We start from the raw sequence: 26111 nt of genomic DNA, 5'->3' as shown, positions 1-26111 counted from the left end.
ATAAATTCGGATGTTGTTTTTTTCATCAAAGTGCGAGTTTTTCCAGCTTTTCGAAGCCGTAACGCTGTAAAACGGGTGTTAGTTGTACAGTTTCCGGCTTCATTTCCATGCAAAAAGCCAGATTGGCATCTGAAGAGCAGGCGTTTGGCGCTTCATGCTCAAGCAGCCATACGGTACGCCGTGCAATAGCCGCCCCTGAATCAATCAGTCGGGTGCCTTCAGGCAATACCGCCTGAAGCTCTTCCGCTAACAAAGGAAAGTGGGTACATCCCAGCACAACGGTATCGGGCGGTTCAGACATACGCAGCCAGGGCTGTAAAATCCGACGAATAGTTTCAAGAGGGATGGTTTGCCCGTGGAGTTTCATCTCTGCCAGTTCCACCAGCTCCGCTGAACCCAGCATCTCGGTTTTACACTCGCTGGCAAACTGCGCAACCAGCTCGCGCGTATAAGAACGGCGTACTGTTGCACGCGTAGCCAACAGCCCAACAATACCGTTTCGGGTTAGCCTGGCGGCAGGCTTGATGGCAGGTACGACGCCGACAACCGGAAAGGCGAAATGCGCACGTAATGCAGGCAGTGAAACGGTGCTGGCAGTATTGCAGGCCACAATCACCATAGATAATGGATAGCGTCGCGTTACTGCTTCCACTATGGCCACTACGCGATCGACGATAAACTCTTCCGATTTTTCACCATACGGAAAAGCGACATTATCAAAAGCGTAAAGGTAATGTAGATCCGGCAGCAGTTGCCGGACCTCATCATAGACAGAAAGCCCACCGACGCCGGAATCAAACACCAGCACGGTAGGCCGCAGATTAGAAGCTGTAGATTCCGCTGAGGTAGTACTCTCGTCCTGCAGTTGGATAGCCATACACTGTCTCATAATCTTTATCGAACAGGTTGGCAATTCTACCACGAACCGTCAGGCGAGAGGTGAGTGGATAAGAGACAGCAACATCCCAAAGGCTGACACCGCCCATTTTTATCCGCCGAGAGGGATAACTATTAAAGTCCTGATCGTAGCGTTGGCCTAAATAGTGCCAGGTTAAAGACCAGTCAAACTGATACAGCGTCCAGTCCAGCTGGTACTTAACCTGCTGCTTGGCGCGGCGTAACAGTATCTGATCGGTTGCGCTGTCGCGCGGATCAACATAATCATACGATACCTGATGGCTGAATGGCCCGGTATCAAACTGCGCGGTAGCTTCGACGCCTTTAATACGCGCTTTGCCAATATTGTAGTAACGGAACGTCGTCGGATCGCTGCTAATCAAATTATCAATATCGTTGCGCCAGGCGGACAGACGCCAGTTTACCGGCCCGGTTAATCCTTCTACGCCCCCTTCCCACTGCTTACTTTCTTCTGGATTAAGCTCACGATTGCCATAATTAGGGCTGTAAACCTGCGACAGACCCGGCGCTTTAAAGGCTGTACCATAAGAAGCGAAAAGGCGATATCCCTCCACGAATTCCCAGGCAGCGGCAGTTTGCCAGGTGCTATGCCAGCCAAACTGGTTGTTATCATCACCACGCAGCGCGCCTTCCAGCGTCACGCTTCCCACCTGCTGCTGGCCGGTAAGATAGATGCCAGTGTTGCGCTGCTCGTATCCCTCATTTAAAGAGTTAGTGCCGGGTTCGGTAGTCTCTTTTTGCCAGTCGATGCCGGTGCTTATTGCACCATTACCTACCTGAAAAGTATTGCCCCACTGCAGGTTATATTGTTCAAGATCATCCAGCGTGTCGTGAGCGCTGTAGCGGCCAAGACGTCGGTCATAATAATAATCTTTGCTATGGCTGTAGCTGGCGATCAGTTGAGTAGAATAGATGCCGTCCTGAAAACGCAGGCCACCGTCCCAGGTGCGGCTATAGAGCTGGCGTGTGTCAAGCAATACGTCGGGAACAAACTGCCAGCTGGAGTCGTAGGTATATGACGCATCAATATCAGTACGATTATCGAAACCATAACCACGTACAAAACCACTAAACCGCTCGTCAAACTGATGTTCTAACGAGCCATAAAGCGTTTTACTCATAAAACCATCGCGGTCTGGCTGCGCCGGACCGCTGGCGCTTGGGTATCCCGCTTTAACATCATATCCTTTGGTATAAGTATAATCGCCTGCCAGGGTTAATTTAGTGGCCTCGCCCAGCATCTGTTGCGTCGTGCCACCATAGGACTGATAACCGTTAGAGCCTACGCCAGCGGTTAAGGTCGTACCCGGCTGCGCACGTCCGGTAATGATATTGAGAACGCCACCGATAGCATCAGAACCATACACGGCAGAACGTGCACCGCGGATATATTCGATCCTTTGCACCAGCGAAAGTGGAATTTGACTTAAATCGGAAGAGCCGCTGATGCCTGCCTGATTCAGCCGCACGCCGTCAATCAGAATCAGTACGTGCCTGGACTCGGAGCCACGAATAAACAGCGAGCTGAGTTGTCCCATGCCGCCGCTTACCGCAGTATCGACGCCGGGTAGACGCCGCATAACATCAACCAGACTTTTCGCCTGCCAGCGATCGATATCTTCGCGAGTGACAACAGTTGTTGGAGCCAACACGGAAGAGACAGGCTGAGCGTAACGATTTGCCGTCACTGTCATAGCCTCATCACTGTTTGCGGCAATGCCGGATTGCGCCCAGAGGGAAACCGCCGCGACAGCCAGTGCCAACGGCGTTTTTTTCATTATAATCATCTGTTTCAAGCATCCAAAAAACACAGCAGGATGCCGCATGCATACGGCCAATAGTACGCGATAGCCGTAAAGTGCGACGTGTTGCCGGCAGGTCTTCGGGCTTGGAATCAGTTAAATGGCGAAGACTTCCCATCAAAAGACAGTGTCTGCGTGAGCAATCGCCACGACATTCCTTACCGCTGCGCGTCAGCTCCAGAATTTCACTGGATTCCCTATTAACTCAGCAGGAGGCCGGCTCGCGCAGTCTACAATTGAGGCTTATGGAAGTCCAGACTTCTGGCCCGCCATAAGAGAGACGATCACAGCACTGGACATCGCCTGGTGAATCCCTACAATCGCCCGGCAAGTTTGCCATTCAATCAGGAAAAGCCATGACGCCCGAAAAACTGCCTGTCGACCAGTATGAAACCCAGCTCGCGGAGAAAACGACGCGCCTGCAAAACATGATGGCACCGTTTTCTGCGCCTGCCGTTGAGGTCTACCGCTCGCCGGTCAGCCACTATCGTATGCGCGCCGAATTTCGTATCTGGCATGAGGGCGACGACCTTTACCACATCATGTTTGATCAGCAGACGCGCGATCGTATTCGTGTCGATCAATTCCCGGCCGCAAGTGAACTGATTAATCAACTTATGCCGTTGATGATCGCCGCGATCCGCCGTAACGATGCGCTACGCCGGAAGCTTTTCCAGATCGATTACCTTTCGACCATGAGCGGTCAGGTGGTGGTATCACTGCTTTACCATCGCAAGCTGGATGATATTTGGCAGCAGGCGGCAGAAGCGCTGCGTGATGACCTGCGGGCCCAGGGCTTTGACTTACAGCTCATTGGCCGGGCGACAAAAACCAAAATCTCTCTTGACCGCGATTATGTCGATGAGCGCTTACCGGTAGCCGGCCGCGAAATGATTTACCGTCAGATTGAGAACAGTTTTACTCAGCCTAACGCAGCAATGAATATTCAAATGCTGGAATGGGCGCTGGATGTGACAAAAGGCGCTACCGGCGATCTGCTGGAACTCTATTGCGGCAACGGCAACTTTTCTCTGGCGCTGGCCCGTAATTTCCGTCGCGTACTGGCAACGGAAATCGCCAAACCTTCCGTAGCGGCGGCTCAATATAATATTGCCGCGAACCAGATCGATAATGTGCAGATTATTCGCATGTCGGCAGAGGAATTTACTCAGGCGATGAATGGCGTTCGCACCTTTAACCGTCTGCAGGGCATTGACCTCCAGGCCTATCAGTGCGAAACCATTTTTGTCGATCCGCCGCGCAGCGGCCTGGATGAGGAGACGGTAAAACTGGTGCAGGGCTATCCACAGATTCTCTATATTTCCTGCAACCCGCAAACGCTGTGCGCCAACCTGGAAACGCTATCGCAGACGCACGATATTACACGTCTGGCACTGTTCGATCAGTTCCCCTATACCCATCATATGGAATGCGGCGTACTGCTCACGCGACGTTAAAAATGCAGCGGTTTACCTCCCTGTGATTGACTTATTGCAGACAACCTTCCCTGACTGCGCATAAAATGGTTTTAACGTCTACGGCGCAGTCGGGTGCCAATCCAGAAAATCAGCGCCACCATTAATACAACAGGCAGAAAATTAGAGCCGATTTCCGGATAGTCGGCACGCACAATCGCGCTATACAGCAGGATCCCCAGCAGGAAAAAGGCCGCAGCCAGCGAAGGCATCCCTTCCGGCATGGCGCGATTAAGATAGCGTTGATGCAGGCACCAGGCTGCAAGGCCCAGCGCGATAAGCGGAAAAATCGAAAACGGCACAAAAGAATTAAAAAGCACTGAAAAAGAACCATTGATCGCCAGGCCGGTAATAAACGCCAACAGTAAGGTTCCTTTATCGCGTGGATTTTTATCTGTCATGTCCTCTCCTTTTTACATTTAGTTATGATTATCAAGCGTAACGGCCATGCGCTCTTGTTCCCGACGATACCAGTAGTAGGCGCCTTTAGAAATCATGCGCAATTGTAAAACCAGCCGCTCTTCCAGCTTACGTCGTTGTTCAACATCAATATCCAGCGCCTCGGCGCCCGCGTTAAAAACGATAATGACCATCGCTTCCGCCTGCGCCTCAGTAAAGCTACGCGGCATACGATTTTCTAATTCAAGGTAATCCGCCAGTTCGGCGATAAAATGCTGAATTTCACGTGCAACGGCGGCACGAAAGGCGGCAGAAGTGCCGGAGCGTTCCCGCAGCAGCAGACGAAACGCATTGGGATTACTGTCGATAAATTCCATAAAGGTGGCGACAGAGGTTTTGATCACGCTGCCGCCTTTGGCAATACGCTGGCGCGCCTGACGCATTAACTGCCTTAACATCAGTCCGCTTTCATCAACCATGGTCAATCCCAGCTCATCGACATCGCGAAAATGGCGGTAAAAGGAGGTTGGGGCAATTCCGGCTTCACGGGCAACTTCCCGCAGACTCAGGCTGGCAAAACTACGCTCGGCACTTAATTGACTGAATGCCGCTTCAATTAGCGAACGTCGTGTACGTTCTTTTTGCTGTGCTCTAACGCCCATTTTTCTGCCTGTTAGCCTGCCGGAAGCTCACTATAACAAATTACTCAGCGTACAGTCCGTCAAAGTTTGTGACCGACTGTTAACCTCTTTATTTAGCTAATTGAGGCTAAAATCATTCAGGGAATTGGGATGTACGCGCCGGGATGTTAGAATCTCGTTGCTAAAATGTATATAAAATAAAGGAAGTGCCGGTATGCAACATGCTTACGATTACGATGTTATTGTGATTGGCTCCGGTCCGGGCGGTGAAGGCGCCGCAATGGGCCTGGTGAAACAAGGGGCCCATATCGCGGTAATTGAGCGCTATCACAATATAGGCGGCGGCTGCACACATTGGGGGACGATACCGTCTAAAGCATTACGACATGCAGTAAGCCGTACCATCGAGTTTAACCAAAACCCTTTATACAGCGATCATTCCCGTCATCTTCGCTCTTCATTCGCCGATATTCTGAACCATACAGAAAACGTCATTAGCCAGCAGACCCGTATGCGTCAGGGCTTCTATGAGCGTAACCGCTGTGAGCTTCATCAGGGCGACGCCCGTTTCATCGACATGAATACCATTGCGTTAACCCGACCTGATGGTTCTGTTGAGCGGCTGACAGCAGAGAAGTTCGTCATTGCCTGCGGTTCACGTCCTTATCATCCGGTTGACGTTGATTTTACCCACCCGCGCATTTATGACTCCGACTCCATCCTTAACCTTCATCATGAGCCGGGCCATGTCATTATCTATGGCGCAGGCGTGATTGGCTGCGAATATGCTTCTATTTTCCGTGGCCTGAATGTGAAAGTGGATCTGATCAATACGCGCGACCGCCTGTTGGCTTTCCTGGATCAGGAGATGTCCGATGCGCTTTCTTACCATTTCTGGAACAGCGGCGTGGTTATTCGTCATAACGAGGAATTCGAGAAGATCGAAGGCGTTAACGATGGCGTGGTAATTCACCTGAAGTCTGGCAAAAAAGTCAAAGCAGACTGCCTGCTCTACGCGAACGGACGCACAGGCAATACAGACTCTTTGTCGCTGGAAAACGTTGGGCTGGAAGCGGATGGACGTGGTCTGCTAAAAGTTAACAGCATGTACCAGACGGCACAGCCGCATATCTATGCGGTAGGCGATGTCATTGGCTATCCAAGCCTGGCTTCCGCCGCGTACGATCAGGGACGTATTGCCGCTCAGGCCGTGATAAAAGGTGAAGCGACGGCGCATCTGATTGAAGATATTCCGACTGGCATCTATACCATCCCGGAAATCAGCTCAGTAGGGAAAACCGAACAGCAGCTGACGGCGATGAAAGTGCCGTATGAAGTGGGCCGGGCACAGTTTAAGCACCTGGCGCGCGCACAGATTGTCGGGATGAACGTCGGCAGCCTGAAAATCCTGTTCCACCGTGATACCAAAGAGATTCTGGGTATTCATTGCTTTGGCGAACGTGCGGCCGAGATTATTCATATTGGCCAGGCGATCATGGAGCAAAAAAATGGTGGCAACACGATTGAATACTTCGTGAATACCACCTTTAACTACCCTACGATGGCGGAAGCGTACCGCGTTGCCGCGCTAAACGGCTTAAACCGCCTGTTTTAACGTGGTTTCCATATAGTTCTGCATTTGGCTACGGATAGCCTCGGCCAGTTGCTCATAGCGGCTGCGCAGAGGCGATCCCGGACGGTAAACCAGAGCGATAGTACGCTGCGGCACCGGCTTATAGCAGGAAACATAAGTTATGCCGTCGCGGGTGCGATCCTGAGGAACCGCCAGCGCAGGCAGCAGAGTAATGCCGCTTCCTGCCGCAACCATATTGCGCAGCGTTTCAAGACTGGTGGCGCGGAAGTGCGTATCCTCATCGGCGCCCGCCTGAAAGCAGAAGCCCATCGCCTGATCGCGCAAGCAGTGACCATCCTCCAGCATAAGCAGTTTCTCACCAGCAAGATCGGACATCGGCACGCGATCGCGATCTTTCCATGGATGATCCTGCCAGATCGCCAGTTTCATCGGCTCATCAAACAGCGGCACTTCGATAAAGGCTTCGCTCTCTTTTACCAACGCGATGATTGCGCAGTCGAGCTTCCCGCTATCCAGCTGGCTTAAGAGCTGCTGCGTTTGCGCTTCGTGCAAATACATTTCCAGCTTGGGAAAACTTTGATGCAGCTGAGGAATAATATGCGGCAGCAGATAAGGCCCCACCGTTGGGATTAAGCCAATATGCAGCGGACCGGACATCGCTTCGCCCTGCTGGCTGGCCATCTCTTTCAGCACTTTTACTTCGCGCAAAACGGTGCGCGCCTGATCCACCAGCAGCAGACCCGCCTGGGTAAACAGCACCTTACGGCTGGTGCGCTCCAGCAGCATGACACCAAGCTCATCTTCCAGCTTACGGATCTGACCGCTTAAGGTAGGCTGACTAACGTGGCAGGCGTCGGCAGCGCGACGAAAATGGCGGTGTTCAGCCAAAGAGACAAGGTATTCAAGATCACGAATATTCATTTTATCCTCCGAGCCACGATAGCCCGTGGCAATGAATAGAATAGCAATGAACGATTAGCCCTATCAAGGGTGGATGGGAATAATGCACACCAGAAGTTAAACACATCAAGCGCAACGCTAATTAAGAGGTATTGATTCTTATGTTTGCAAGTCAGGAAGGTAAACGCGTCCCACAGGTAACTTTTCATACGCGTCAGGGCGATAGCTGGGTCGATGTTACAACTGACGAGCTGTTTAAGGGCAAAACCGTCATCGTATTTTCACTGCCGGGCGCGTTTACGCCAACCTGCTCTTCCAGCCATTTACCGCGTTACAATGAACTGGCAGGCGTCTTCGCTCAGCATGGCGTCGACAGCATTTTGTGCGTTTCAGTTAATGACACCTTTGTTATGAACGCCTGGAAAGCCGATCAGCATGCCGAAAACATTACCTTTATTCCGGACGGCAACGGCGAATTTACGCGTGGCATGGAGATGCTGGTTGAGAAAGCTGACTTAGGTTTCGGTCCGCGCTCATGGCGTTACTCAATGCTGGTTCGTGACGGCGTAGTGGCTAAAATGTTTGTTGAGCCGAATAAACCGGGTGACCCGTTTGAAGTTTCCGACGCTGATACCATGCTGCGTTACCTGGCGCCAGAATTTAAAGTGCAGGAGTCTGTCTCGTTGTTTACCAAACCAGGCTGCCCGTTCTGTACCAAAGCGAAGCAGATGCTGCTCGATCGCGGCATTCAATATGAAGAAATCGTTCTTGGACAAGATGCCACTACCGTTAGCCTGCGTGCGATGACCGGTCGTGCCACGGTACCACAGGTGTTTATCGGTGGACGCCATATCGGCGGCAGCGATGATCTGGAGAAATTTTTCCACTTTGCCTGAGACTGAGAATCCGGAAACCGGCTCCGTTACCCTGGTCGGTTTTCAGATGTGCCTATAATAAAAAAATATCTGAAGTCAGAGGTTGGCGGGCTAGTATGCCCGCCTTTTTTTGATACATCAGTAACCTGACGAAGATTTCATTATCCCGAACATTGCGGATCAGTTTATTGTTCGGTTACCGGTGCATTAGCGATCACTGAGTCTTGCTTTTGCCTCAGCTATCGCGCTGGCAACCTGTTGTGGTGCCACGCCACCTTTGGCATTACGCTTATCCAGGCAGGACTGAAGCGAAAGAATTGGATAAACATCCTGTTCGATTTGCGGACTAAACTGCTGAAGCTGTGCCAGCGTTAACGCCTCCAGCGCCACGCCCTGGCCGATTGCCGCCACCACCGCTTCACCCACAATATGATGCGCTTCGCGGAACGGGATGCCCTTCGCCACCAGATAGTCTGCCAGTTCGGTCGCATTGGCATAGCCCTGCTCTGCCGCTTCCTGGCAACGTGGACGTTTTACCTGAATGCCATCCAGCACCAGCACCGACATATGCAGGCAATCAAGCCAGGTATCAAGCGCGTCAAACAGCCCTTCTTTGTCTTCCTGCATATCTTTGTTGTAGGCCAGCGGCAACCCTTTCAGCGTCATCATCATGCCGGTCAGCGCGCCCTGTACCCGGCCACACTTGCCCCGGATCAGCTCCAGCGCATCAGGATTTTTCTTTTGCGGCATCAGCGAAGAGCCGGAAGTCACGCGATCGGATAACTCAACAAAGTTGGCTTCACCGGTATTAAAAAAGATCAGATCTTCGGCAAAGCGCGACAGATGCACCATGCCGATCGCCGCATCGGAAAGCAGCTCCAGCGCATGATCACGATCGGAAACGCTGTCCAGGCTATTACGTGTGGCACTGGCAAAGCCCAGCCATTCGGCCAGCTGCTCGCGATCGATTTCATATGCAGTTCCTGCCAACGCACCGCTACCCAGCGGGCTGACATCCAGGCGTTTCAGCGTATCCTTCAGGCGGCTCTCATCTCGCGCCAGCATTTCAACATAGGCCAGACACCAGTGTGCGAAGGTCACCGGCTGTGCGCGCTGCAGGTGGGTATAGCCTGGCATAACCGCATCCTGATTGGCTTCTGCGGTATCCACTAATGCCCGTTGCAGTTCACGCACCGCGCTCAGCAGCAGCAAAACCTGCTCTTTACACCAGAGCTTTAAATCGGTCGCAACCTGATCGTTACGGCTACGCCCGGTGTGCAGTTTTTTGCCCAACGCGCCCACTTTTTCAATCAGACGGCCTTCAACCCAGCTATGGATATCCTCAGCATCGCTTTGCAGAATCTGCTGTGGATTAGCACGTACCTCTTCCAGCAGCGTATTCAGCGCAACTTCCAGCTGCTGCTGCTCATCCTGAGTTAATACGCTAACGGTTACCAAGGCTTTTGACCAGGCGACAGAACCGATAATATCCTGTTCTGCCAGTCGATAATCAAAGCGCAACGAATCATTGAACTGTTTAAACCGTCCATCCGCCGCCTGTGTAAACCGTCCACCCCATAGTGCCATCTTGAATGCTCCTGAAATCTGTTGCGCGCAAGGCTCAGCCTGGCTTGTTATCAGGGCGGCTTCGACGCCTGCCGCCCGTTGCTGTCCCGGTTATTTCTTCTCGTTCAGCGCCCGAATGCGTGAAGAGAGAGAGAACAGACGGATAAAGCCGCCCGCATGGCTGTGATCGTAAACTTCATCTTCGCCAAAGGTTGCGAACTCTTCAGAATAAAGGCTGTTTGCCGATTTTTTCTGAATCGCCGTTACCTGACCTTTATAGAGCTGCAACACAACTTCGCCGTTGACTTCGGCAGCCAGTGTCTCAGCAGCAGCCTGTAAGGATTTACGCAGCGGAGCGAACCAGCGCCCGTCATAAACCACATATGACATCTCCAGGCCTAACTGCTCGCGCCATTTAAAGCTATCGCGATCCAGTACCAGCTGCTCTACGGCACGCAGCGCATTGACCATAATGGTGCCGCCAGGCGTTTCATAGCAGCCGCGGGATTTGATGCCCACCAGACGGTTTTCCACAATATCGATACGTCCCACGCCGTGCTTCGCGCCCAGCGCGTTGAGTTTATCAAGGCACTGGAACGGGCTCAGCTGCTCGCCGTTAACTGCCACAACGCGGCCTTTTTCTACCGTTACCGTTACCTGCTCTGGCTGATCCGGCGCTTCCTGGGGATCCACTGTCCAGACCCAGCAATCTTTATTCGGCGCGTTCCACGGGCTTTCCAGCACGCCGCCTTCGGTAGAAATATGCCAGGCGTTTTCATCACGGCTGTAGATTTTTTCCAGCGAGGCGGTAGTCGGGATATTACGCTCTTTCAGGTAGTCCAGCAGCGCTTCACGCGAGCGCAGGTTCCACTCACGCCACGGTGCCACCACTTTCAGCTGCGGAGCCAGCGCGGTGTAGGTGGTTTCAAAACGCACCTGATCGTTACCTTTACCGGTTGCGCCATGGCATAAAGCATCAGCACCTACTTTTAACGCCAGCTCAACCTGCGCTTTGGCAATGATCGGACGCGCCATAGAGGTGCCCAGCAGATAGCTGCCTTCATACAGCGCGCCGGTTTGCAGCACCGGGTAAACGTAATCACGGATAAACTCTTCACGCAGATCGGCAACATGGCATTCTGACGCACCTGACTGCAGTGCTTTCTTCTCTACGCCGACTAAATCTTCGCGATCCTGACCAATGTCCGCGACGAAAGCGACCACTTCACAGCCGTAATTCTCTTTCAGCCACGGAATAATGGCAGAGGTATCCAGACCACCGGAGTAAGCTAAAACGATTTTCTTGATGCCTTGATTTTGCATGTCTTAATCCTTGAATATTTTTACTTTATGCGTGGATCCGGGTGCCGATAGACACACCGTTAAACAGAGAGGGCAATTGCTCAGCATGACGCCAGCTGGCGATATCGACCGGACGCCCCAGCGTACGTGCCGCATCCAGAGCCGCATGGACTTTTACAATCATGCCGTCGGTAATAATGCCCTGAGCGATCAGCTGTTCCGCTTGCATCGCCGTCATTTCAGGGATGCGCTGGCCTTTGCCATCCAGAATACCGCTGACGTCTGAAAGCAAAACCAGGTCCGCGCCAAGTGTCGCCGCTAACGCCGTTGCCGCCTGATCGGCGTTAACGTTCATCAACTGACCCTCTTCCGTGATGCCAATTGAGCTGATAACCGGCATATAACCTGCCTGCAACAGCGTGTTCAGCAACGCCGGCGAGCCTGGCAAGGCGTTACCAACATGGCCCAGCTCATCATCGAATTGAGCAACATTCGCCATGCCGCCATCGCCCAGGCAAAGTCCAACCGCCTGAATATGATGCTTCTTTGCCCAGGCCAGCAGGGTTTTATTAGCGGTTCCCGCCAGCGCGCCGGTGATAATGTCGATCTGATCGGCGGGCGTAACGCGCAGGCCATTTTTCTTTTGCACCGGCAGCGCCAGCTTTTTCATCAGTTCATCAACCAGACATCCGCCGCCGTGAACGATCAGCAGAGGACGCTGATGCGTCTCCCGATAAGTCACCAGCGCCGTAAACAGACGCGCCAGCGCTTCTTCGCTATCCAGCAGCACGCCGCCCAGTTTGATAATTAATGGAGTGGTCATAGTATTTATCCGCTTAAATAAGTGACTGGGTTTCCGGGAAACCGAAACGAATATTGAGACACTGCACCGCCTGCGAGGCTGCGCCCTTCAGCAGGTTATCTTCCGCCGCCACCACAATCAGATGCTCATCCTGTACGGCAAAGCCAATATCACAGAACGGCAGGCCCACTACAGATTTCAACGCCGGCACGCCCTGCTCATAGATACGCACCAGCGGCTTATCCTGATAGGCGTTATGGAAAGCCTCGGCAATATCCTCGCGACTGACGCCCGGCTGCAGGCGACAGGTAATAGTGGCAAGAATGCCGCGAGGGAAATTGCCGAGATGCGGCGTAAAAATAACCGGCACGCCAAGGTGCGCGACGATTTCGGGATGATGCCGATGATTAAAGATGCCGTAAGGTTGCAGACTGACCTCACAAAAGCTGTTATTGAGGCTGGCTTTACGTCCAGCGCCGCTTACGCCGCTGGTGGCATTGATTACCGGCCACTGCGCGTCATTCAGCAGTCCTGCTTCAATTAATGGCTTAAGCGCCAGCTGCGACGCAGTGGGATAGCAGCCAGGCACGGCAATCAGTTGCGCTTCTTTGATCGCGTCATGCTGCCATTCAGCCAGGCCATAAACCGCTTTCTCCAGCCACGCTGCGTGCTGATGAGTAAAGCCATAATAGCGTGTATAAAAGTCACCATCGTTTACGCGGAAAGCACCGGAGAGGTCAAACACCACACAGCCTGCCGCCAAAAATTGCGGGGCCAGATCGTGACTGACTTCATGAGCGGTGGCGAGGAACACGACATCCACCTTGTCAGCCCACACTGACACATCGCTCAACGGTTCCAGCGGCAGATCAAGGATCCCTTTTAGCTGCGGGTGCAGATCGGAAAGACGCTTTCCGGCATCCGGACTTTGCGCTGAAACCGCTAAAGCGGTTATGTTCATATGGGGATGACGATTCAGGAAGGTCGCCAGCTCAACGCCAGCATAGCCACTGGCACCTACAATCAGCGTATTCAACATCAGGCTGTATACCTTTTACAGTCATTCAGATCCGGTGTGCAGCCGTGTCGCCGCGCGCCCATGAAGTTTAACGTCAGTCAGCGGGTAAATTCATTTCCCATCCCGCGAACGTTATTGTATTTTTATTCACTATTAATGCATGAATATTGATACATCCTAACTCAAGGACCGTCAACAGTGAAGACAAAATTACCGCCTTTTATCGAACTTTACCGCCAGCTGATAGCCACACCGTCCATCAGCGCTACCGATAGCGCGCTTGATCAGAGCAATGAAAGTTTAATCACTCTGCTGGCCGGCTGGTTTCGTGATTTAGGCTTCAGCGTGGAAGTCCAGCCGGTGCCGGGCACGCGGCATAAATTCAATATGCTGGCCAGAAGCGGTGAAGGCACAGGCGGCCTGTTACTGGCTGGCCATACCGATACGGTCCCCTTTGATGACGGACGCTGGACGCGCGATCCTTTTACGCTGACAGAGCATGACAACAAGCTGTACGGCCTCGGCACGGCGGATATGAAAGGTTTTTTCGCCTTTATTCTTGATACGCTTCGTGACGCCGATATCAATACGTTTCAGAAGCCGCTCTATATTCTCGCTACGGCGGATGAAGAAACCACAATGGCCGGCGCTAAATACTTTGCTGAATCCACCAGGCTACGCCCCGATTGCGCGATTATCGGCGAACCGACCTCGTTAAAACCGGTGCGGGCGCACAAAGGCCACCTATCCAATGTGATTCGCATAGAGGGGCAATCGGGCCATTCCAGCGATCCTGCTCGCGGCGTTAACGCGATTGAGCTGATGCATGAGTCAATCGGCCATCTGATGCAATTGCGTAATACGCTCAAAGAGCGCTATCACCATGATGGCTTCGCCATTCCTTATCCCACAATGAATTTTGGTCATATTCACGGCGGCGATGCGGCGAACCGTATTTGCGCCTGCTGTGAATTACATATGGATATTCGCCCTCTGCCCGGACTGACGCTGACCGATCTGGACGAGCTGTTAAATGAGGCGCTGGCACCGGTTAGCGTGCGCTGGCCGGGCCGTTTGACAGTGGCCGAACTTCATCCGCCGATTCCGGGCTACGAGTGCCCGCGTGAGCATCAGCTGGTTCAGGTAGTGGAAAAGCTGCTTGGTACGCCAACGGAAGTCGTGAACTACTGTACCGAAGCGCCTTTTATTCAGCAGTTGTGTCCTACGCTGGTATTAGGGCCGGGATCGATTAATCAGGCACATCAGCCAGATGAATTTATTGATATGGCATTTATCAAGCCGACGCGTGAGCTGATCGGGCAAATGGTTAACCATTTTTGTCACTGATTTGCATCATTCGGGGCAATTCACTGCGAAAACGGTAAATTGCTCCTGAAAAGTTTCAACTTTGCTGATAAGAATAACTTATCTCACTCCGTCATCGTTAAATTTCTTAAATTACCAGCATTTACCTGCATTACGCGGCACGTTTTACGCAATTGACGAACGGTAAGTTACATGGCTAGATAAAAGGCGGCGTTATGCCCGCAAGGGTAAAAACTAAAAGACAAGAAGGGTGTCAGGGGTCATATGAACGAACAATATTCCGCAATGCGAAGTAATGTCAGTATGCTCGGCAAACTGCTCGGGGATACTATTAAGGATGCGCTGGGAGAAAACATCCTTGATCGGGTGGAAACCATCCGCAAACTCTCCAAGTCATCCCGTGCGGGAAATGACGCTCATCGGCAGGAACTGTTAACTACCCTGCAGAACCTCTCTAATGATGAACTATTGCCGGTAGCACGCGCTTTCAGCCAGTTCCTTAATCTGACTAACGTGGCTGAACAATATCAGACCATTTCACCCAACGGTGAAGGCGCCAGTCATGCTGAACTGATGAAAAAGGCGTTCGAGCGGCTAAAGCAACAGCCTGATCTGAACGAAGCGGATATCCGTGAGGCGATTGAATCGCTTTCGCTGGAGCTGGTTCTCACCGCCCATCCTACCGAAATTACACGCCGCACGCTGATTCATAAGCTGGTTGAGGTAAATACCTGTTTAAAACAGCTCGATCATAATGATATCTCTGACTATGAGCGCAACCAGATTATGCGCCGCCTGCGTCAGTTGGTAGCCCAGGCGTGGCATACCGATGAAATCCGTAAATATCGCCCTTCTCCGGTTGATGAAGCCAAATGGGGATTTGCGGTAGTGGAAAACAGCCTGTGGGAAGGCGTGCCGAATTTTCTTCGTGAGCTGAACGAACAGGTCGAAGAGGCCTTCGGCTATAAGCTGCCGGTAGACTTTGTACCGGTGCAGTTTACTTCATGGATGGGCGGCGACCGCGATGGCAATCCCAACGTTACTGCCAGTATTACCCGTCATGTTCTGCAATTGAGCCGCTGGAAAGCCACCGATCTTTTCCTGCGGGATATCGGCGTGCTGGTTTCCGAGCTGTCGATGTCGGAATGCACCGAAGAGCTGCGCGAACTGTGCGGCGATCCGCAGGCGCAGGAGCCCTACCGCGAAGTTTTAAAACGCCTGCGGACGCAGTTGATGACGACCCAGGCCTATCTGGAGGGGCGTCTGAAAGGCGAGCGCCTGCCGCGTCCGGAAGGTCTGCTGATTTCCAACGATCAGCTATGGGACCCGCTTTATGCCTGTTATCAGTCATTGCAGGCATGCGGCATGGGCATCATCGCCAACGGACAGCTGCTTGATACGCTGCGTCGGATAAAATGTTTCGGCGTTCCGCTGGTACGTATCGATCTACGTCAGGAAAGCACGCGCCACACCGAAGCGCTGGCAGAAGTCACGCGTTACCTCGGCCTTGGTGATTACGAGAGCTGGTCTGAAGCGGATAAACAGGCATTTTTGATCCGTGAACTGAACTCAAAGCGTCCGTTGCTGCCGCGTCAGTGGGAGCCAGGCGAAGAGACGCGTGAAGTGCTGGAAACCTGCCGCGTAGCGGCGGAAGCGCCACGCGGTTCGATTGCCGCCTATGTTATTTCCATGGCGAAAACGCCTTCCGACGTGCTTGCGGTTCATCTGCTGCTGAAAGAAGCCGGTATTCCTTTTGCGCTGCCGGTCGCACCGCTGTTTGAAACGCTGGATGACCTGAATAATGCTAACGATGTCATGTCGCAGCTGCTGAGCATCGACTGGTATCGCGGCTTTATTCAGGGCAAGCAGATGGTCATGATCGGTTATTCCGATTCAGCCAAAGATGCTGGCGTGATGGCCGCCTCCTGGGCGCAATATCAGGCGCAGGACGCGTTGATTAAAACCTGTGAAAAAGCCGGTATCGCCCTGACGCTGTTTCATGGTCGCGGCGGCACCATTGGTCGCGGCGGCGCACCGGCGCAGGCGGCTCTGCTCTCCCAGCCGCCGGGTAGCCTGAAAGGCGGCCTGCGCGTCACCGAACAGGGCGAAATGATCCGCTTTAAGTATGGTCTGCCGGAAGTAGCGGTGGCCAGCCTGTCGCTTTATACCAGCGCTATCCTTGAGGCTAATCTGCTGCCGCCACCGGAGCCTAAAAGCGAATGGTGCGACATTATGAATCAGCTCTCTGAGACTTCCTGCGCCATCTATCGTGGTTACGTGCGTGAAAACCCTGATTTTGTGCCCTATTTCCGCTCTGCCACGCCGGAACTGGAATTAGGCAAACTGCCGCTGGGATCGCGTCCGGCCAAACGTCGCCCAACCGGCGGCGTTGAGTCACTGCGCGCCATTCCGTGGATTTTCGCCTGGACGCAAAACCGTCTGATGCTGCCCGCCTGGCTGGGCGCAGGGGCGGCACTACAGCAAGCAATGGATGAAGGTCATCAGGATCAGCTGGAGGCGATGTGCCACCACTGGCCTTTTTTCTCTACCCGTCTCGGCATGCTGGAAATGGTTTTCTCGAAAGCCGACCTGTGGCTGGCGGAATACTACGATCAGCGTCTGGTAGATCCTTCTCTGTGGCCGCTGGGCAAGCAGCTGCGCGATCGCCTCGCTGCGGATATCAAAGCGGTGCTGACTATCGCTAACGATTCGCATCTGATGGCTGATGAACCATGGATTGCAGAATCGATCGCTTTGCGTAACGTCTATACCGATCCGCTCAACGTTCTACAGGCTGAACTGCTGCACCGCTCGCGTGCGCAGGACGCCAAAGGAGAAGAGCCGGATCCGCGCGTTGAGCAGGCGCTGATGGTCACTATCGCTGGCGTGGCAGCGGGTATGCGTAACACCGGTTAATTGCCACGGCAAAAGGCGCATCACCATCTGGCGATGCGCCTCATCAGGCATTCTTTTTAGATTAATCAGTTAATCAGGCAACCAGCTGCGCTGCCGGGCGCACGCCCAGCGTATGGCAAATGGCGTAGCTCATTTCAGCGCGGTTCAGCGTATAAAAGTGGAAATCCTTAACGCCTTCACGGCTAAGAATTTTTACCATGTCCATCGCCACATTGGCGCCCACCATTTTGCGCGTTTCCGGATCGTCGTCCAGTCCGGCAAACATGCTGTTCATCCAGCCCGGTACGCGAACGTTGGTCATGGCGGCAAAGCGCTGCAGCTGTTTAAAGTTAGAAACCGGCAGAATGCCAGGTACGATCTCTACATCAATGCCGGTCGCTACGCAGCGGTCGCGAAAACGCAGATAACTTTCCACATCAAAGAAAAACTGCGTAATGGCGCGGTTAGCACCCGCATCGATTTTACGTTTCAGGTTAATCAGATCTGCCTGAGCGCTTTTCGCTTCCGGATGCACTTCAGGATAGGCAGCGACGGAGATATCAAAGTCACCGACCTCTTTGAGCAGCGCCACCAGATCGGTCGCATACAGTTCTGGCTTGCCTCCGCCTGGCGGCAGATCTCCGCGTAGCGCGACAATATGGCGGATGCCATTTTCCCAGTAGTCCCGGGCGATAGTACGCAGCTCATCCCGGGTGGCGTCAACGCAGGTCAGATGCGGCGCCGCTTCCAGTCCGGTGCGCTCTTTGATGCCCTTGATGATAGAGTGGGTACGATCGCGTTCCCCTGAATTCGCGCCGTAGGTAACGGAGACGAACTTTGGCTTCAGGCTACTGAGCCGATCGATAGAACTCCACAGCGTCTCTTCCATTTCACTGGTGCGCGGCGGAAAAAATTCAAATGAAACATTAATCCGCCCGTTCAGTTCTGCCAGGCTCTGGTTCAGCGCTTCGCGCTGGTTGGCGTGAAAGAAACTCATATCCGCTTACCTTATCAATCGCTTAGTGGATGATGCGTGAGCATCACGCTAAACATCTATACGTTTAGACGTCTATAACTCCATAAGATGCTATCAGCCTGGCTATTTGTCAATCAAAAAGCAGTGCAACGGCGTTGAATTCCTTTCAGGTGCACATGAATAAACAGCAACATCCTTCAGATAGGTGCAGAAGCGAGAAAACCAGGAATTTTCTTTATTAGAAACCTGTTAATAAACAGTCTATTGCCGTGATGTAATCGATTTACTTCCATAAAACGTAATTTATCGTATTTAATCTACAACAGAGGGGTCGATGGCGGCGTCAGCGGCAGCGGTGATGACATCATGTATGCCTACGGCGGCGATGATACCTTTATGTTTGCTGGCAACAGCTTTGGCGATAGCGTCATCTATCAGTTCGACCAGGACGATAAGCTGGTGATCCCGGGCAATAAACAAATTAACGCCAACGGCAACTATCTGGGTAATCTGAGCGAATGTGATGATGGCCTGCTGTTCACCTGTGGAGACAGCAGCATTTCACTGGTGGGCCTGACGCTCGGTCAGGTGCATGAAAGCCAGTTCGTGCTGGCCTAAAACAACGGGTGGCTCAGGCCACCCGTTTTGTTGTTACACCAGCTGCGCCAGCCGATTAATATCAGACTGAATCGCACCCGCCGTCACATCACGTCCCGCACCCGGCCCGCGGATCACCAGCGGATTATCGCGATACCAGCGGCTTTCAATGGCAAAGACGTTATCGCACGGCAGCAGCGCCGCCAGCGGATGTTCCGGACGCACCGCCTCGATACCCACACGCGCTTTGCCGTTAGCATCAAAACGCGCGACGTAACGCAATACCAGCCCCATCTCCTGTGCCGCTTCCAGACGCTGTAGCATCTGTTCGTTTAGCGCATCGCTGTTCTCGAAAAAGTGATCGACAGAACCTTTTTCGCAGCCCGCTGGCACCAGCGACTCAACGCGTACCTGATCCGGTTCAATATCGTAGCCCGCCTCACGCGCCAGGATAACCAGCTTACGCATTACATCCTGACCAGAGAGATCAACGCGGGGATCCGGCTCGGTTAAACCCTGCTGCCACGCCTGATCGACCAGTTCGCTGAACGGCACCGTACCGTCAAACTGCAGGAACAGCCAGGAGAGCGTGCCGGAGAAGATGCCGCTGATCGACAGAATGCTGTCGCCGCTTTCCCGCAGATCGCGCACCGTATGGTTGACCGGCAGCCCTGCGCCCACCGTGGCGTTATATAGCCAGTGACGCCCGGTTTTCGCAAATGCGTCACGGATCTGACGCCACTGATAGCTGCCTGACGCGCCGGCCACTTTGTTGGCGCTAATCACATGAAAACCGTGACTGGCGAAATCAAGATATTGTTCAGCCAGCGCTTCGCTGGCGGTCACATCCAGCACCACCAGGTCATCGTAAGGATGCGCCCGCATCCACAGGAACAGAGACTCTTCATCCTGTGCGATTGCTTCATCTTCAAAGAAAGCCAGCGCGCGGCTGGCATCCAGCCCTTCATAGCTCAGCAGACTGCGACGGCTGTCCACCACACCCGCCAACACAAATTCAAAACCGGTGCGCGCCGAGAGATTTTTCTGCTCCCGGGCAAACAGCTCCAGCCAGCGCGAACCGATATTTCCTTTGCCAAACAGCATCAGGCCAATACGTTTTTCCGCGCGGAACAGCGACTGATGCAGCCCCTGAACCAAATGTTCCGTCGGGCCAACACGCAGCACCGCCACCAGGCTGATTTTATCTTCCGACTGCCAGATAAACTCTACCGGTTGATCGTTAATTTGCTGCCAGAAACGATGGCTGTGCAGCGGGTTACGGCTGACGCCCGCGCCAACCAGTGCCACCAGCGCCAGCCCTTCGCGTAGCTGCAGATGGCCCGGCAACCCGGCATCCTGCAGCAGTTCAAACACGCTGCTCACCACTTCGGAGGTATAGCAGAGCTGTAACAGGTTGCGATCGCTATGCACGCCCATGGCCAGCGGACGAATCTGCGCGCGTTTCAGCAGATGATCGACTTCTTTATGCAGCGCATCGAAATCGTGCTGCGCCGACACTTCAATATCGATCAGGCAAACATCGTCATGACTGGTCACAATACGCGCGCCGGTGCCGGAAGCCAGCACACGCTCAATGCGCGTCGATCCCTGCTCAGGCTGATAGCTGCAGCGCAGCTGTAAATCGATATCGCTGTTGGAAACCGGCTGCAGCGTGCGGGCATGCAGTACCGGCGCTGCCAGACGCGCCAGCTCGCTGGCTTCATCCAGTCGCAGCAGCGGCAGCAGACAAGCATCTTTTACTTTACGCGGATCGGCGCTGTAGACCCCGGCGACATCGCTCCAGATGGTGACACGGCTTACACCCGCCAGCGCACCGATTTGCGTTGCTGAATAGTCAGAGCCGTTACGCCCCAACAGCACCGTTTCACCTGCCTCATTGCGACAGATAAAGCCGGTAACCACCAGACGCTGATGCGCATGCTGCGCGATCAGCTGCTGCAACAGCGGCCAGGACTTTCCTTCATCAACCTGCGGCTGTGCCGCCCGCTCGGCGCGTAAAAACTCGCGGGCGTCCAGCCAGCACGCTTCCAGATCGCGTTGCTGCAGCACTGCCGCCATCAGCCGCGCCGACCAGATCTCACCGTGCCCGACTACCTCGGCATAAACGGCGTCGGTAATTTTTCCATCCAGCAATCCGGCCAGGTGCTCCAGATCCTGAATAAAGCGGCTCAGCAGCGGCTGAGCTAACTCCGGCGCGAGCAGGCCGTTGATTAGATCGGACTGATAACGACGCAAGCTCTGCTGTACCTGATGGGCCGATAAGCGATCGGTCTGGCTGAGCTTTAGCCAGCTAATCAGCTGGTTAGTGGTGCTGCCAGCGGCTGAGACCACCATTAAATCGCCCGGCTGACTGTAATCGGCCATGATACCCGCGACGCGCTGATAACAGCTGACATCGGCAAGGCTGCTACCGCCAAATTTATGCAGCTGCCTGCTCTGCGGCGCTCCCGCTGCGGCTGAAATACTCATTTCTTAATCCTCGGCTGCCACCCGGAATGCATTATCCAGATCGGCGATTAAATCTTCGTGATCTTCTATCCCAACCGACACGCGCAGTAAGGTATCGGAAATCCCTGCCGCCGCACGCGCTTCTGCCGACATACCCGCGTGGGTCATGGTTGCGGTATGGGAAATCAAACTTTCCACTCCCCCCAGCGACTCTGCCAGAGTAAATAATTCCAGCGCCTTCAGGAAACGGCGCAGACGCTGTTCGTCCCCATCAAGTTCAAAACTTAACATTGCGCCAAAGCCGCGCTGTTGACGTACCGCATGCTGATGGCCCGGGTTCTGCGGCAAAGAGGGATGATACAGTTTTTTCACCAGCGGCTGCTGCTGCAAATACATCACAATCTCCAGTGCGTTACGCTGCGCCGCCGCCATACGCGGGCCAAGGGTACGCATTCCACGCAACAGCAAATAGCTGTCAAAGGCAGAGCCGGTCACGCCAATATTATTCGCCCACCAGGCAAGTTCGGTTGCCACCGCCGCATCTTTCGCGATCACTGCGCCAGCCACCACATCAGAGTGGCCATTGAGATATTTGGTACAGGAGTGCACCACCAGATCGGCGCCCAGCGCCAACGGATTTTGCAGAGCGGGGCTTAAAAAAGTGTTATCCACCACGCTTATCGCGCCAGCGGCGCGCGCTGCCTGACAAATAGCGGCGATATCCACCACGCGCAGCAGCGGATTGCTGGGACTTTCCACCAGCACCAGTTTCGGCTGTTCAGCCAGCGCCGCCTGCAGAGCCTGGGTATCGCCCTGATCGACAAATTTAACGCGATAGGCGCCGCGCTTGCTTTGGCTGTCAAACAGACGATAACTGCCGCCATAGCAGTCATGCGGCGCAATCAACAAATCGCCAGGTTTCAGGAACAGCGTACAGACCAGATGAATCGCGGACATACCGGTATTGGTCATAACAGCCCCGGCTCCCCCCTCCAGTTCGGCCAGCGCACGCTGTACGACATCACGCGTAGGATTACCGCGACGCGAGTAATCATGAGCGCGTGGCTGATTGAAGTCAGTGAAGTTATAGGTGCTGGAAAGGTGAATCGGAGGGACAACGCAGCCATACTGCTCATCATCATTCAAACCGCTGCGCACTGCGATGGTTGCCTGTTTACGCGTCATAGTGCTTACTGTTCCTGAAAGACCCTGAAAGAAGGCTAACAGGATAACACCACGCCACTGGACGTCAATACATCTGGACATCTAAATGTCTTTGCGTATAGATTGAGCAAATGCGCAATAACCGCTAAAATTGCAGTGAATTGCCTTCTACTGCAGCGCAACCCAGGTAAAAGCGGCAAAGTTACGTATTAAATGCTGACTTTGATTAGTGAGGCATGAAAATATCGGGCATAATTGGCTGAATTTCGACAATTTAACTTTTAATAATTAAGGTAACTCATGGCTGAATGGAATGGCGAATATATCAGCCCTTATGCTGAGCATGGTAAGAAGAGCGAGCAGGTCAAAAAAATTACCGTGTCTATTCCGCTGAAAGTGTTAAAAATCCTGACAGATGAACGTACGCGCCGTCAGGTAAACAATCTGCGTCATGCCACTAACAGCGAGCTGTTATGCGAAGCATTTCTGCATGCGTTTACCGGTCAGCCGCTGCCGGACGATGTTGATCTGCGCAAAGAACGCAGCGATGAGATCCCGGAAGAGGCGAAAAAGATTATGCGTGAACTGGGTAAAGATCCTGACACATGGGAATACTGATACGCTGTTTTTGCGCATAAAAAAACCCAGCCGAAGCTGGGTTTTTTCTTGCATCCGCTCCGTCGAATAACGTAGCGTCTGCCGGGAAACTTATTTGCTGCCCGGAATGCTGAAGCGTTTGTTGAAGCGCTCAACACGACCACCGGTATCAACAACACGCTGTTTGCCGGTGTAGAACGGGTGGCATTTACCGCACACGTCCAGGTTCAGATCGTGACCCACTGTAGAGCGAGTTTTGATCACATTACCGCAAGAACAAGTTGCAGTAATTTCAACATACTTAGGATGAATACCTTCTTTCATGGGGTAACCTCAGTAAAGGCCGTGTCGCTCTCCCGCGCCAGGAAAAACCTGCGCCGGCACCACACGCGGATTGAACATTCTGGTGATTTTTGATGCCTTATTCCGCACCAAAGGCGGCGAACTATACAGAAAATAACCGCCCAATGCAATCGAATCCGCACATTTATGGCTACACAGTGTACACTACGCCGTTCAACTCTTTTTACGGATAACGTCATGCCCGTTGCTCAGGTCGCGCTGCCCGTTCCGCTCGCACGCCAGTTTGATTACCTGCTTCCCGCGCATCTTCACCCGGTGCCTGGCGGGCGCGTTCGCGTGCCCTTTGGTAACCGCACGATGATCGGTATCCTGGTCGGCTTCAGTGAGCAAAGCGATCTGCCCACCGGACAGTTGAAAAGCGTACTGGAAACGCTCGACAGCGAAACGCTGTTTCCTGCTTCGCTATGGCGTATTTTGCACTGGGCCGCCGGGTACTATCACTATCCGCTGGGCGAGGTGCTGTTCCATGCGCTGCCGGTGCTGCTGCGCCAGGGTAAACCGGCGCAGGAGACGCCGCTCTGGCAGTGGTTTATTACCGAACTGGGACGAGAAACCGCGCCGGAAAGCCTGAAGCGCGCGCCAAAGCAGCAGCAGGCGCTGGCCGCATTGCGTCAGCAACCGCTTTATCGCCATGAGATCACTCAACATGAACTGGCAGACGCGGCGCTACAGGCTTTACGTGCCAAAGGTCTGTGCGACCTGCGTGAGCATCTGCCTGCGCGCCAGGACTGGCGTGATAGTTTTGCGGTTAACGGCGAACGACTGCGGCTAAATACAGAGCAGGCGCTGGCGGTTGGCGCGATCCGCAGCGAAGATGAACAATTTGCGCCCTGGCTGCTGGCAGGGATTACTGGCTCAGGTAAAACGGAAGTTTACCTTAGCGTCCTGGAAAACGTGCTAAGTCGCGGACGTCAGGCGCTGGTGCTGGTGCCGGAAATCGGCCTGACGCCGCAAACCATCGCCCGCTTTCGGGCGCGTTTTAACGCCCCGATTGATGTCCTGCACTCCGATCTGAACGACAGCGAACGTATGGCCGTCTGGCTGCGCGCGCGTCAGGGTGATAATGCCATTGTGATCGGCACCCGCTCCGCGCTATTTACGCCCTTTGCCCGCCCGGGCGTCATCATTATTGATGAAGAACATGACAGCTCTTATAAACAGCAGGAAGGCTGGCGTTATCATGCCCGTGACCTGGCGGTGTTCCGGGCGCGTGAAGAAAATATCCCGATCGTGATGGGCTCGGCGACGCCAGCTCTGGAAACGCTGCATAACGTGCAGAGCGGAAAATACCGTCAGCTTAACCTGAGCAAGCGCGCCGGTAATGCGCGCCAGGCGACGCAGCAGCTGATTGATTTAAAAGGCGTCCAGCTGCAGGGCGGCCTGTCGCCCGCGCTGATCCAGCGTATGCGTCTGCATTTACAGGCGGATAATCAGGTGTTGCTGTTTCTTAACCGCCGTGGCTTCTCGCCGGCACTGTTATGCCACGACTGCGGCTGGATTGCTGAATGTCAGCGCTGCGATCACTATTACACGCTCCATCAGCAGCAGCGCCAGCTACGCTGCCACCATTGTGACAGTCAGCGCCCGGTGCCGCGTCAGTGCCCGCAGTGCGGCTCGACGCATCTGGTGCCGGTGGGCCTCGGCACCGAGCAGCTGGAGCATAATCTCCAGAGTTTATTTCCGGGCATTCCGCTCTCGCGTATTGACCGTGACACCACCAGCCGCAAAGGGGCGCTCGAGCAGCATCTGGCCGATGTGTTTCGCGGCGGCGCCCGTATCCTGATTGGTACACAGATGTTGGCGAAAGGGCATCACTTTCCCGATGTAACGCTGGTATCGTTGCTGGATGTGGATGGCGCGCTCTTTTCGGCAGATTTTCGCGCCGCTGAACGCTTTGCCCAACTCTATATTCAGGTTGCCGGACGCGCTGGCCGGGCCGGTAAGCAGGGCGAAGTGCTGCTGCAAACCCATCATCCTGAACATCCGCTACTGCAGATCTTATTGCATCAGGGCTACGATGCGTTTGCCAGCCAGACCTTAAGCGAGCGCCGCAGCGTGCAGCTTCCGCCATTCACCAGCCATGCGCTGTTTCGTGCTGACGATCATGATAATCAGCAGGCGGCGGCCTTTTTACATCAGCTGCGCAACCTGCTGGAAGCCAGTCCGCTACGCGATGAGCCGTTGTGGATTATGGGCCCGGTACCTGCTCTGCAGGCTAAGCGTGGCGGGCGCTATCGCTGGCAACTGCTGCTACAGCACCCTTCCCGCCTTCAGCTACAGCAGCTGCTCAAAACCAGCCTGCCGTTAATCTCCACCCTGCCGCTGTCACGTAAGGTGAAATGGACACTGGATATCGACCCAACGGAAAGCTGATCGATGCTTCCGGACAAGGTTTGCGAGCTGGATCGAAAAACCTCGAATAAGTCACAGTT

The 26111-nt window shown here is 53.8% G+C and carries 21 protein-coding genes and 1 riboswitch; of the genes, 8 read left to right on the top strand and 13 right to left on the bottom strand.

The genetic code is table 11. The features are described from left to right. Nucleotides 1-25 precede the first annotated feature (25 nt). Both murI and btuB read right to left on the bottom strand, forming a co-directional pair. Nucleotides 26-877: a glutamate racemase gene (murI, locus tag B1H58_RS08340; RefSeq protein WP_085069411.1), complete on the bottom strand. Its 852-nt coding sequence runs from the start codon at nucleotides 875-877 to the stop codon at nucleotides 26-28. Next, on the bottom strand, nucleotides 822-2705 hold the full coding sequence (btuB, locus tag B1H58_RS08335) for a TonB-dependent vitamin B12 receptor BtuB (protein WP_085069409.1): 1884 nt from the start codon (nucleotides 2703-2705) through the stop codon (nucleotides 822-824). Before btuB ends, murI begins: the two co-directional genes overlap by 56 nt. 69 nt (nucleotides 2706-2774) lie before the next feature. Beyond that, a riboswitch (cobalamin riboswitch) is annotated at nucleotides 2775-2955 on the bottom strand. Nucleotides 2956-3076: 121 nt separating this feature from the next. On the opposite strand from btuB, the gene trmA reads away from it, so the two are divergent. Further along, nucleotides 3077-4177 (top strand): tRNA (uridine(54)-C5)-methyltransferase TrmA, encoded by a 1101-nt coding sequence (gene trmA / locus B1H58_RS08330; protein WP_085069407.1) that lies wholly within the window; start codon nucleotides 3077-3079, stop codon nucleotides 4175-4177. 71 nt (nucleotides 4178-4248) lie between these two features. Here trmA and B1H58_RS08325 read toward each other — a convergent pair whose 3' ends face one another. Both B1H58_RS08325 and fabR read right to left on the bottom strand, forming a co-directional pair. Then, nucleotides 4249-4596: a YijD family membrane protein gene (locus B1H58_RS08325; RefSeq protein ID WP_085069405.1), complete on the bottom strand. Its 348-nt coding sequence runs from the start codon at nucleotides 4594-4596 to the stop codon at nucleotides 4249-4251. A gap of 18 nt (nucleotides 4597-4614) precedes the next feature. Continuing rightward, entirely contained in the window at nucleotides 4615-5256 is a 642-nt protein-coding gene (gene fabR, locus B1H58_RS08320; protein WP_085069403.1) for an HTH-type transcriptional repressor FabR, read from the bottom strand. A 193-nt stretch (nucleotides 5257-5449) separates the two neighbouring features. Between fabR and sthA the strand changes: the two genes are divergently transcribed. Then, nucleotides 5450-6850: a Si-specific NAD(P)(+) transhydrogenase gene (gene sthA, locus B1H58_RS08315; RefSeq protein ID WP_085069401.1), complete on the top strand. Its 1401-nt coding sequence runs from the start codon at nucleotides 5450-5452 to the stop codon at nucleotides 6848-6850. Here the strand turns inward: sthA and oxyR are convergent. Next, nucleotides 6833-7750 (bottom strand): DNA-binding transcriptional regulator OxyR, encoded by a 918-nt coding sequence (oxyR, locus tag B1H58_RS08310; RefSeq protein WP_085069399.1) that lies wholly within the window; start codon nucleotides 7748-7750, stop codon nucleotides 6833-6835. The genes sthA and oxyR overlap by 18 nt on opposite strands. A 140-nt stretch (nucleotides 7751-7890) precedes the next feature. Between oxyR and B1H58_RS08305 the strand changes: the two genes are divergently transcribed. Then, nucleotides 7891-8625: a redoxin family protein gene (locus B1H58_RS08305; RefSeq protein ID WP_085069397.1), complete on the top strand. Its 735-nt coding sequence runs from the start codon at nucleotides 7891-7893 to the stop codon at nucleotides 8623-8625. A gap of 186 nt (nucleotides 8626-8811) precedes the next feature. On the opposite strand, the gene argH is transcribed toward B1H58_RS08305, so the two are convergent. The 4 genes from argH to argC form a co-directional block, all read right to left on the bottom strand. Next, on the bottom strand, nucleotides 8812-10191 hold the full coding sequence (gene argH, locus B1H58_RS08300; RefSeq protein ID WP_085069395.1) for an argininosuccinate lyase: 1380 nt from the start codon (nucleotides 10189-10191) through the stop codon (nucleotides 8812-8814). Nucleotides 10192-10281: 90 nt separating this feature from the next. Then, the gene (locus tag B1H58_RS08295) at nucleotides 10282-11493 is read right to left on the bottom strand and encodes an argininosuccinate synthase (RefSeq protein WP_085069393.1); all 1212 of its coding nucleotides are present in this window, start codon (nucleotides 11491-11493) and stop codon (nucleotides 10282-10284) included. A gap of 25 nt (nucleotides 11494-11518) precedes the next feature. Next, nucleotides 11519-12295: an acetylglutamate kinase gene (gene argB, locus B1H58_RS08290; RefSeq protein WP_085069390.1), complete on the bottom strand. Its 777-nt coding sequence runs from the start codon at nucleotides 12293-12295 to the stop codon at nucleotides 11519-11521. A gap of 13 nt (nucleotides 12296-12308) precedes the next feature. Next, a complete protein-coding gene (gene argC, locus B1H58_RS08285) occupies nucleotides 12309-13313 on the bottom strand; it encodes an N-acetyl-gamma-glutamyl-phosphate reductase (protein ID WP_085069388.1) in 1005 nt (334 codons plus the stop codon). Between the two features lie 177 nt (nucleotides 13314-13490). Between argC and argE the strand changes: the two genes are divergently transcribed. Then, on the top strand, nucleotides 13491-14639 hold the full coding sequence (gene argE / locus B1H58_RS08280) for an acetylornithine deacetylase (RefSeq protein WP_085069386.1): 1149 nt from the start codon (nucleotides 13491-13493) through the stop codon (nucleotides 14637-14639). Nucleotides 14640-14882: 243 nt separating this feature from the next. Beyond that, nucleotides 14883-17534 carry a phosphoenolpyruvate carboxylase gene (gene ppc / locus B1H58_RS08275; RefSeq protein WP_085069384.1) on the top strand — a complete coding sequence of 884 codons (2652 nt, stop codon included), beginning with the start codon at nucleotides 14883-14885 and terminating at the stop codon, nucleotides 17532-17534. A 73-nt stretch (nucleotides 17535-17607) separates the two neighbouring features. Here the strand turns inward: ppc and metF are convergent, their stop codons facing one another. Further along, a complete protein-coding gene (metF, locus tag B1H58_RS08270) occupies nucleotides 17608-18510 on the bottom strand; it encodes a methylenetetrahydrofolate reductase (RefSeq protein WP_085069383.1) in 903 nt (300 codons plus the stop codon). Between the two features lie 345 nt (nucleotides 18511-18855). On the opposite strand from metF, the gene B1H58_RS08265 reads away from it, so the two are divergent. Beyond that, nucleotides 18856-19107, top strand: a complete 252-nt coding sequence (locus B1H58_RS08265) for a hypothetical protein (RefSeq protein ID WP_085069381.1) — start codon at nucleotides 18856-18858, stop codon at nucleotides 19105-19107. Nucleotides 19108-19140: 33 nt separating this feature from the next. On the opposite strand, the gene B1H58_RS08260 is transcribed toward B1H58_RS08265, so the two are convergent. After that, entirely contained in the window at nucleotides 19141-21576 is a 2436-nt protein-coding gene (locus B1H58_RS08260; RefSeq protein ID WP_085069379.1) for a bifunctional aspartate kinase/homoserine dehydrogenase II, read from the bottom strand. A gap of 3 nt (nucleotides 21577-21579) precedes the next feature. Beyond that, nucleotides 21580-22740 carry a cystathionine gamma-synthase gene (gene metB / locus B1H58_RS08255; protein WP_085069377.1) on the bottom strand — a complete coding sequence of 387 codons (1161 nt, stop codon included), beginning with the start codon at nucleotides 22738-22740 and terminating at the stop codon, nucleotides 21580-21582. Nucleotides 22741-23019: 279 nt separating this feature from the next. Between metB and metJ the strand changes: the two genes are divergently transcribed. Then, nucleotides 23020-23337, top strand: a complete 318-nt coding sequence (gene metJ, locus B1H58_RS08250; RefSeq protein ID WP_038629044.1) for a met regulon transcriptional regulator MetJ — start codon at nucleotides 23020-23022, stop codon at nucleotides 23335-23337. 90 nt (nucleotides 23338-23427) lie between these two features. Here the strand turns inward: metJ and rpmE are convergent, their stop codons facing one another. Beyond that, nucleotides 23428-23640, bottom strand: coding sequence for a 50S ribosomal protein L31 (gene rpmE, locus B1H58_RS08245; RefSeq protein WP_085069375.1), 213 nt, complete (start codon nucleotides 23638-23640; stop codon nucleotides 23428-23430). Between the two features lie 216 nt (nucleotides 23641-23856). On the opposite strand from rpmE, the gene priA reads away from it, so the two are divergent. After that, nucleotides 23857-26052, top strand: a complete 2196-nt coding sequence (gene priA / locus B1H58_RS08240; protein ID WP_085069373.1) for a primosomal protein N' — start codon at nucleotides 23857-23859, stop codon at nucleotides 26050-26052. Nucleotides 26053-26111 lie beyond the last annotated feature (59 nt).

Source organism: Pantoea alhagi, from assembly GCF_002101395.1.
Lineage (GTDB): Bacteria > Pseudomonadota > Gammaproteobacteria > Enterobacterales > Enterobacteriaceae > Mixta > Mixta alhagi.
Note: the sequence above shows the minus strand (reverse complement) of the source record. Positions and strands in the feature narration are given on the sequence as shown.

Coding starts and splice junctions, on each gene's coding strand:
- murI (WP_085069411.1), bottom strand. CDS start 877: ATGGCTATCCAACTGCAGGACGAGAGTACTACCTCAGCGGAATCTACA.
- btuB (WP_085069409.1), bottom strand. CDS start 2,705: ATGATTATAATGAAAAAAACGCCGTTGGCACTGGCTGTCGCGGCGGTT.
- trmA (WP_085069407.1), top strand. CDS start 3,077: ATGACGCCCGAAAAACTGCCTGTCGACCAGTATGAAACCCAGCTCGCG.
- B1H58_RS08325 (WP_085069405.1), bottom strand. CDS start 4,596: ATGACAGATAAAAATCCACGCGATAAAGGAACCTTACTGTTGGCGTTT.
- fabR (WP_085069403.1), bottom strand. CDS start 5,256: ATGGGCGTTAGAGCACAGCAAAAAGAACGTACACGACGTTCGCTAATT.
- sthA (WP_085069401.1), top strand. CDS start 5,450: ATGCAACATGCTTACGATTACGATGTTATTGTGATTGGCTCCGGTCCG.
- oxyR (WP_085069399.1), bottom strand. CDS start 7,750: ATGAATATTCGTGATCTTGAATACCTTGTCTCTTTGGCTGAACACCGC.
- B1H58_RS08305 (WP_085069397.1), top strand. CDS start 7,891: ATGTTTGCAAGTCAGGAAGGTAAACGCGTCCCACAGGTAACTTTTCAT.
- argH (WP_085069395.1), bottom strand. CDS start 10,191: ATGGCACTATGGGGTGGACGGTTTACACAGGCGGCGGATGGACGGTTT.
- B1H58_RS08295 (WP_085069393.1), bottom strand. CDS start 11,493: ATGCAAAATCAAGGCATCAAGAAAATCGTTTTAGCTTACTCCGGTGGT.
- argB (WP_085069390.1), bottom strand. CDS start 12,295: ATGACCACTCCATTAATTATCAAACTGGGCGGCGTGCTGCTGGATAGC.
- argC (WP_085069388.1), bottom strand. CDS start 13,313: ATGTTGAATACGCTGATTGTAGGTGCCAGTGGCTATGCTGGCGTTGAG.
- ppc (WP_085069384.1), top strand. CDS start 14,883: ATGAACGAACAATATTCCGCAATGCGAAGTAATGTCAGTATGCTCGGC.
- metF (WP_085069383.1), bottom strand. CDS start 18,510: ATGAGTTTCTTTCACGCCAACCAGCGCGAAGCGCTGAACCAGAGCCTG.
- B1H58_RS08265 (WP_085069381.1), top strand. CDS start 18,856: ATGTATGCCTACGGCGGCGATGATACCTTTATGTTTGCTGGCAACAGC.
- B1H58_RS08260 (WP_085069379.1), bottom strand. CDS start 21,576: ATGAGTATTTCAGCCGCAGCGGGAGCGCCGCAGAGCAGGCAGCTGCAT.
- metB (WP_085069377.1), bottom strand. CDS start 22,740: ATGACGCGTAAACAGGCAACCATCGCAGTGCGCAGCGGTTTGAATGAT.
- metJ (WP_038629044.1), top strand. CDS start 23,020: ATGGCTGAATGGAATGGCGAATATATCAGCCCTTATGCTGAGCATGGT.
- rpmE (WP_085069375.1), bottom strand. CDS start 23,640: ATGAAAGAAGGTATTCATCCTAAGTATGTTGAAATTACTGCAACTTGT.
- priA (WP_085069373.1), top strand. CDS start 23,857: ATGCCCGTTGCTCAGGTCGCGCTGCCCGTTCCGCTCGCACGCCAGTTT.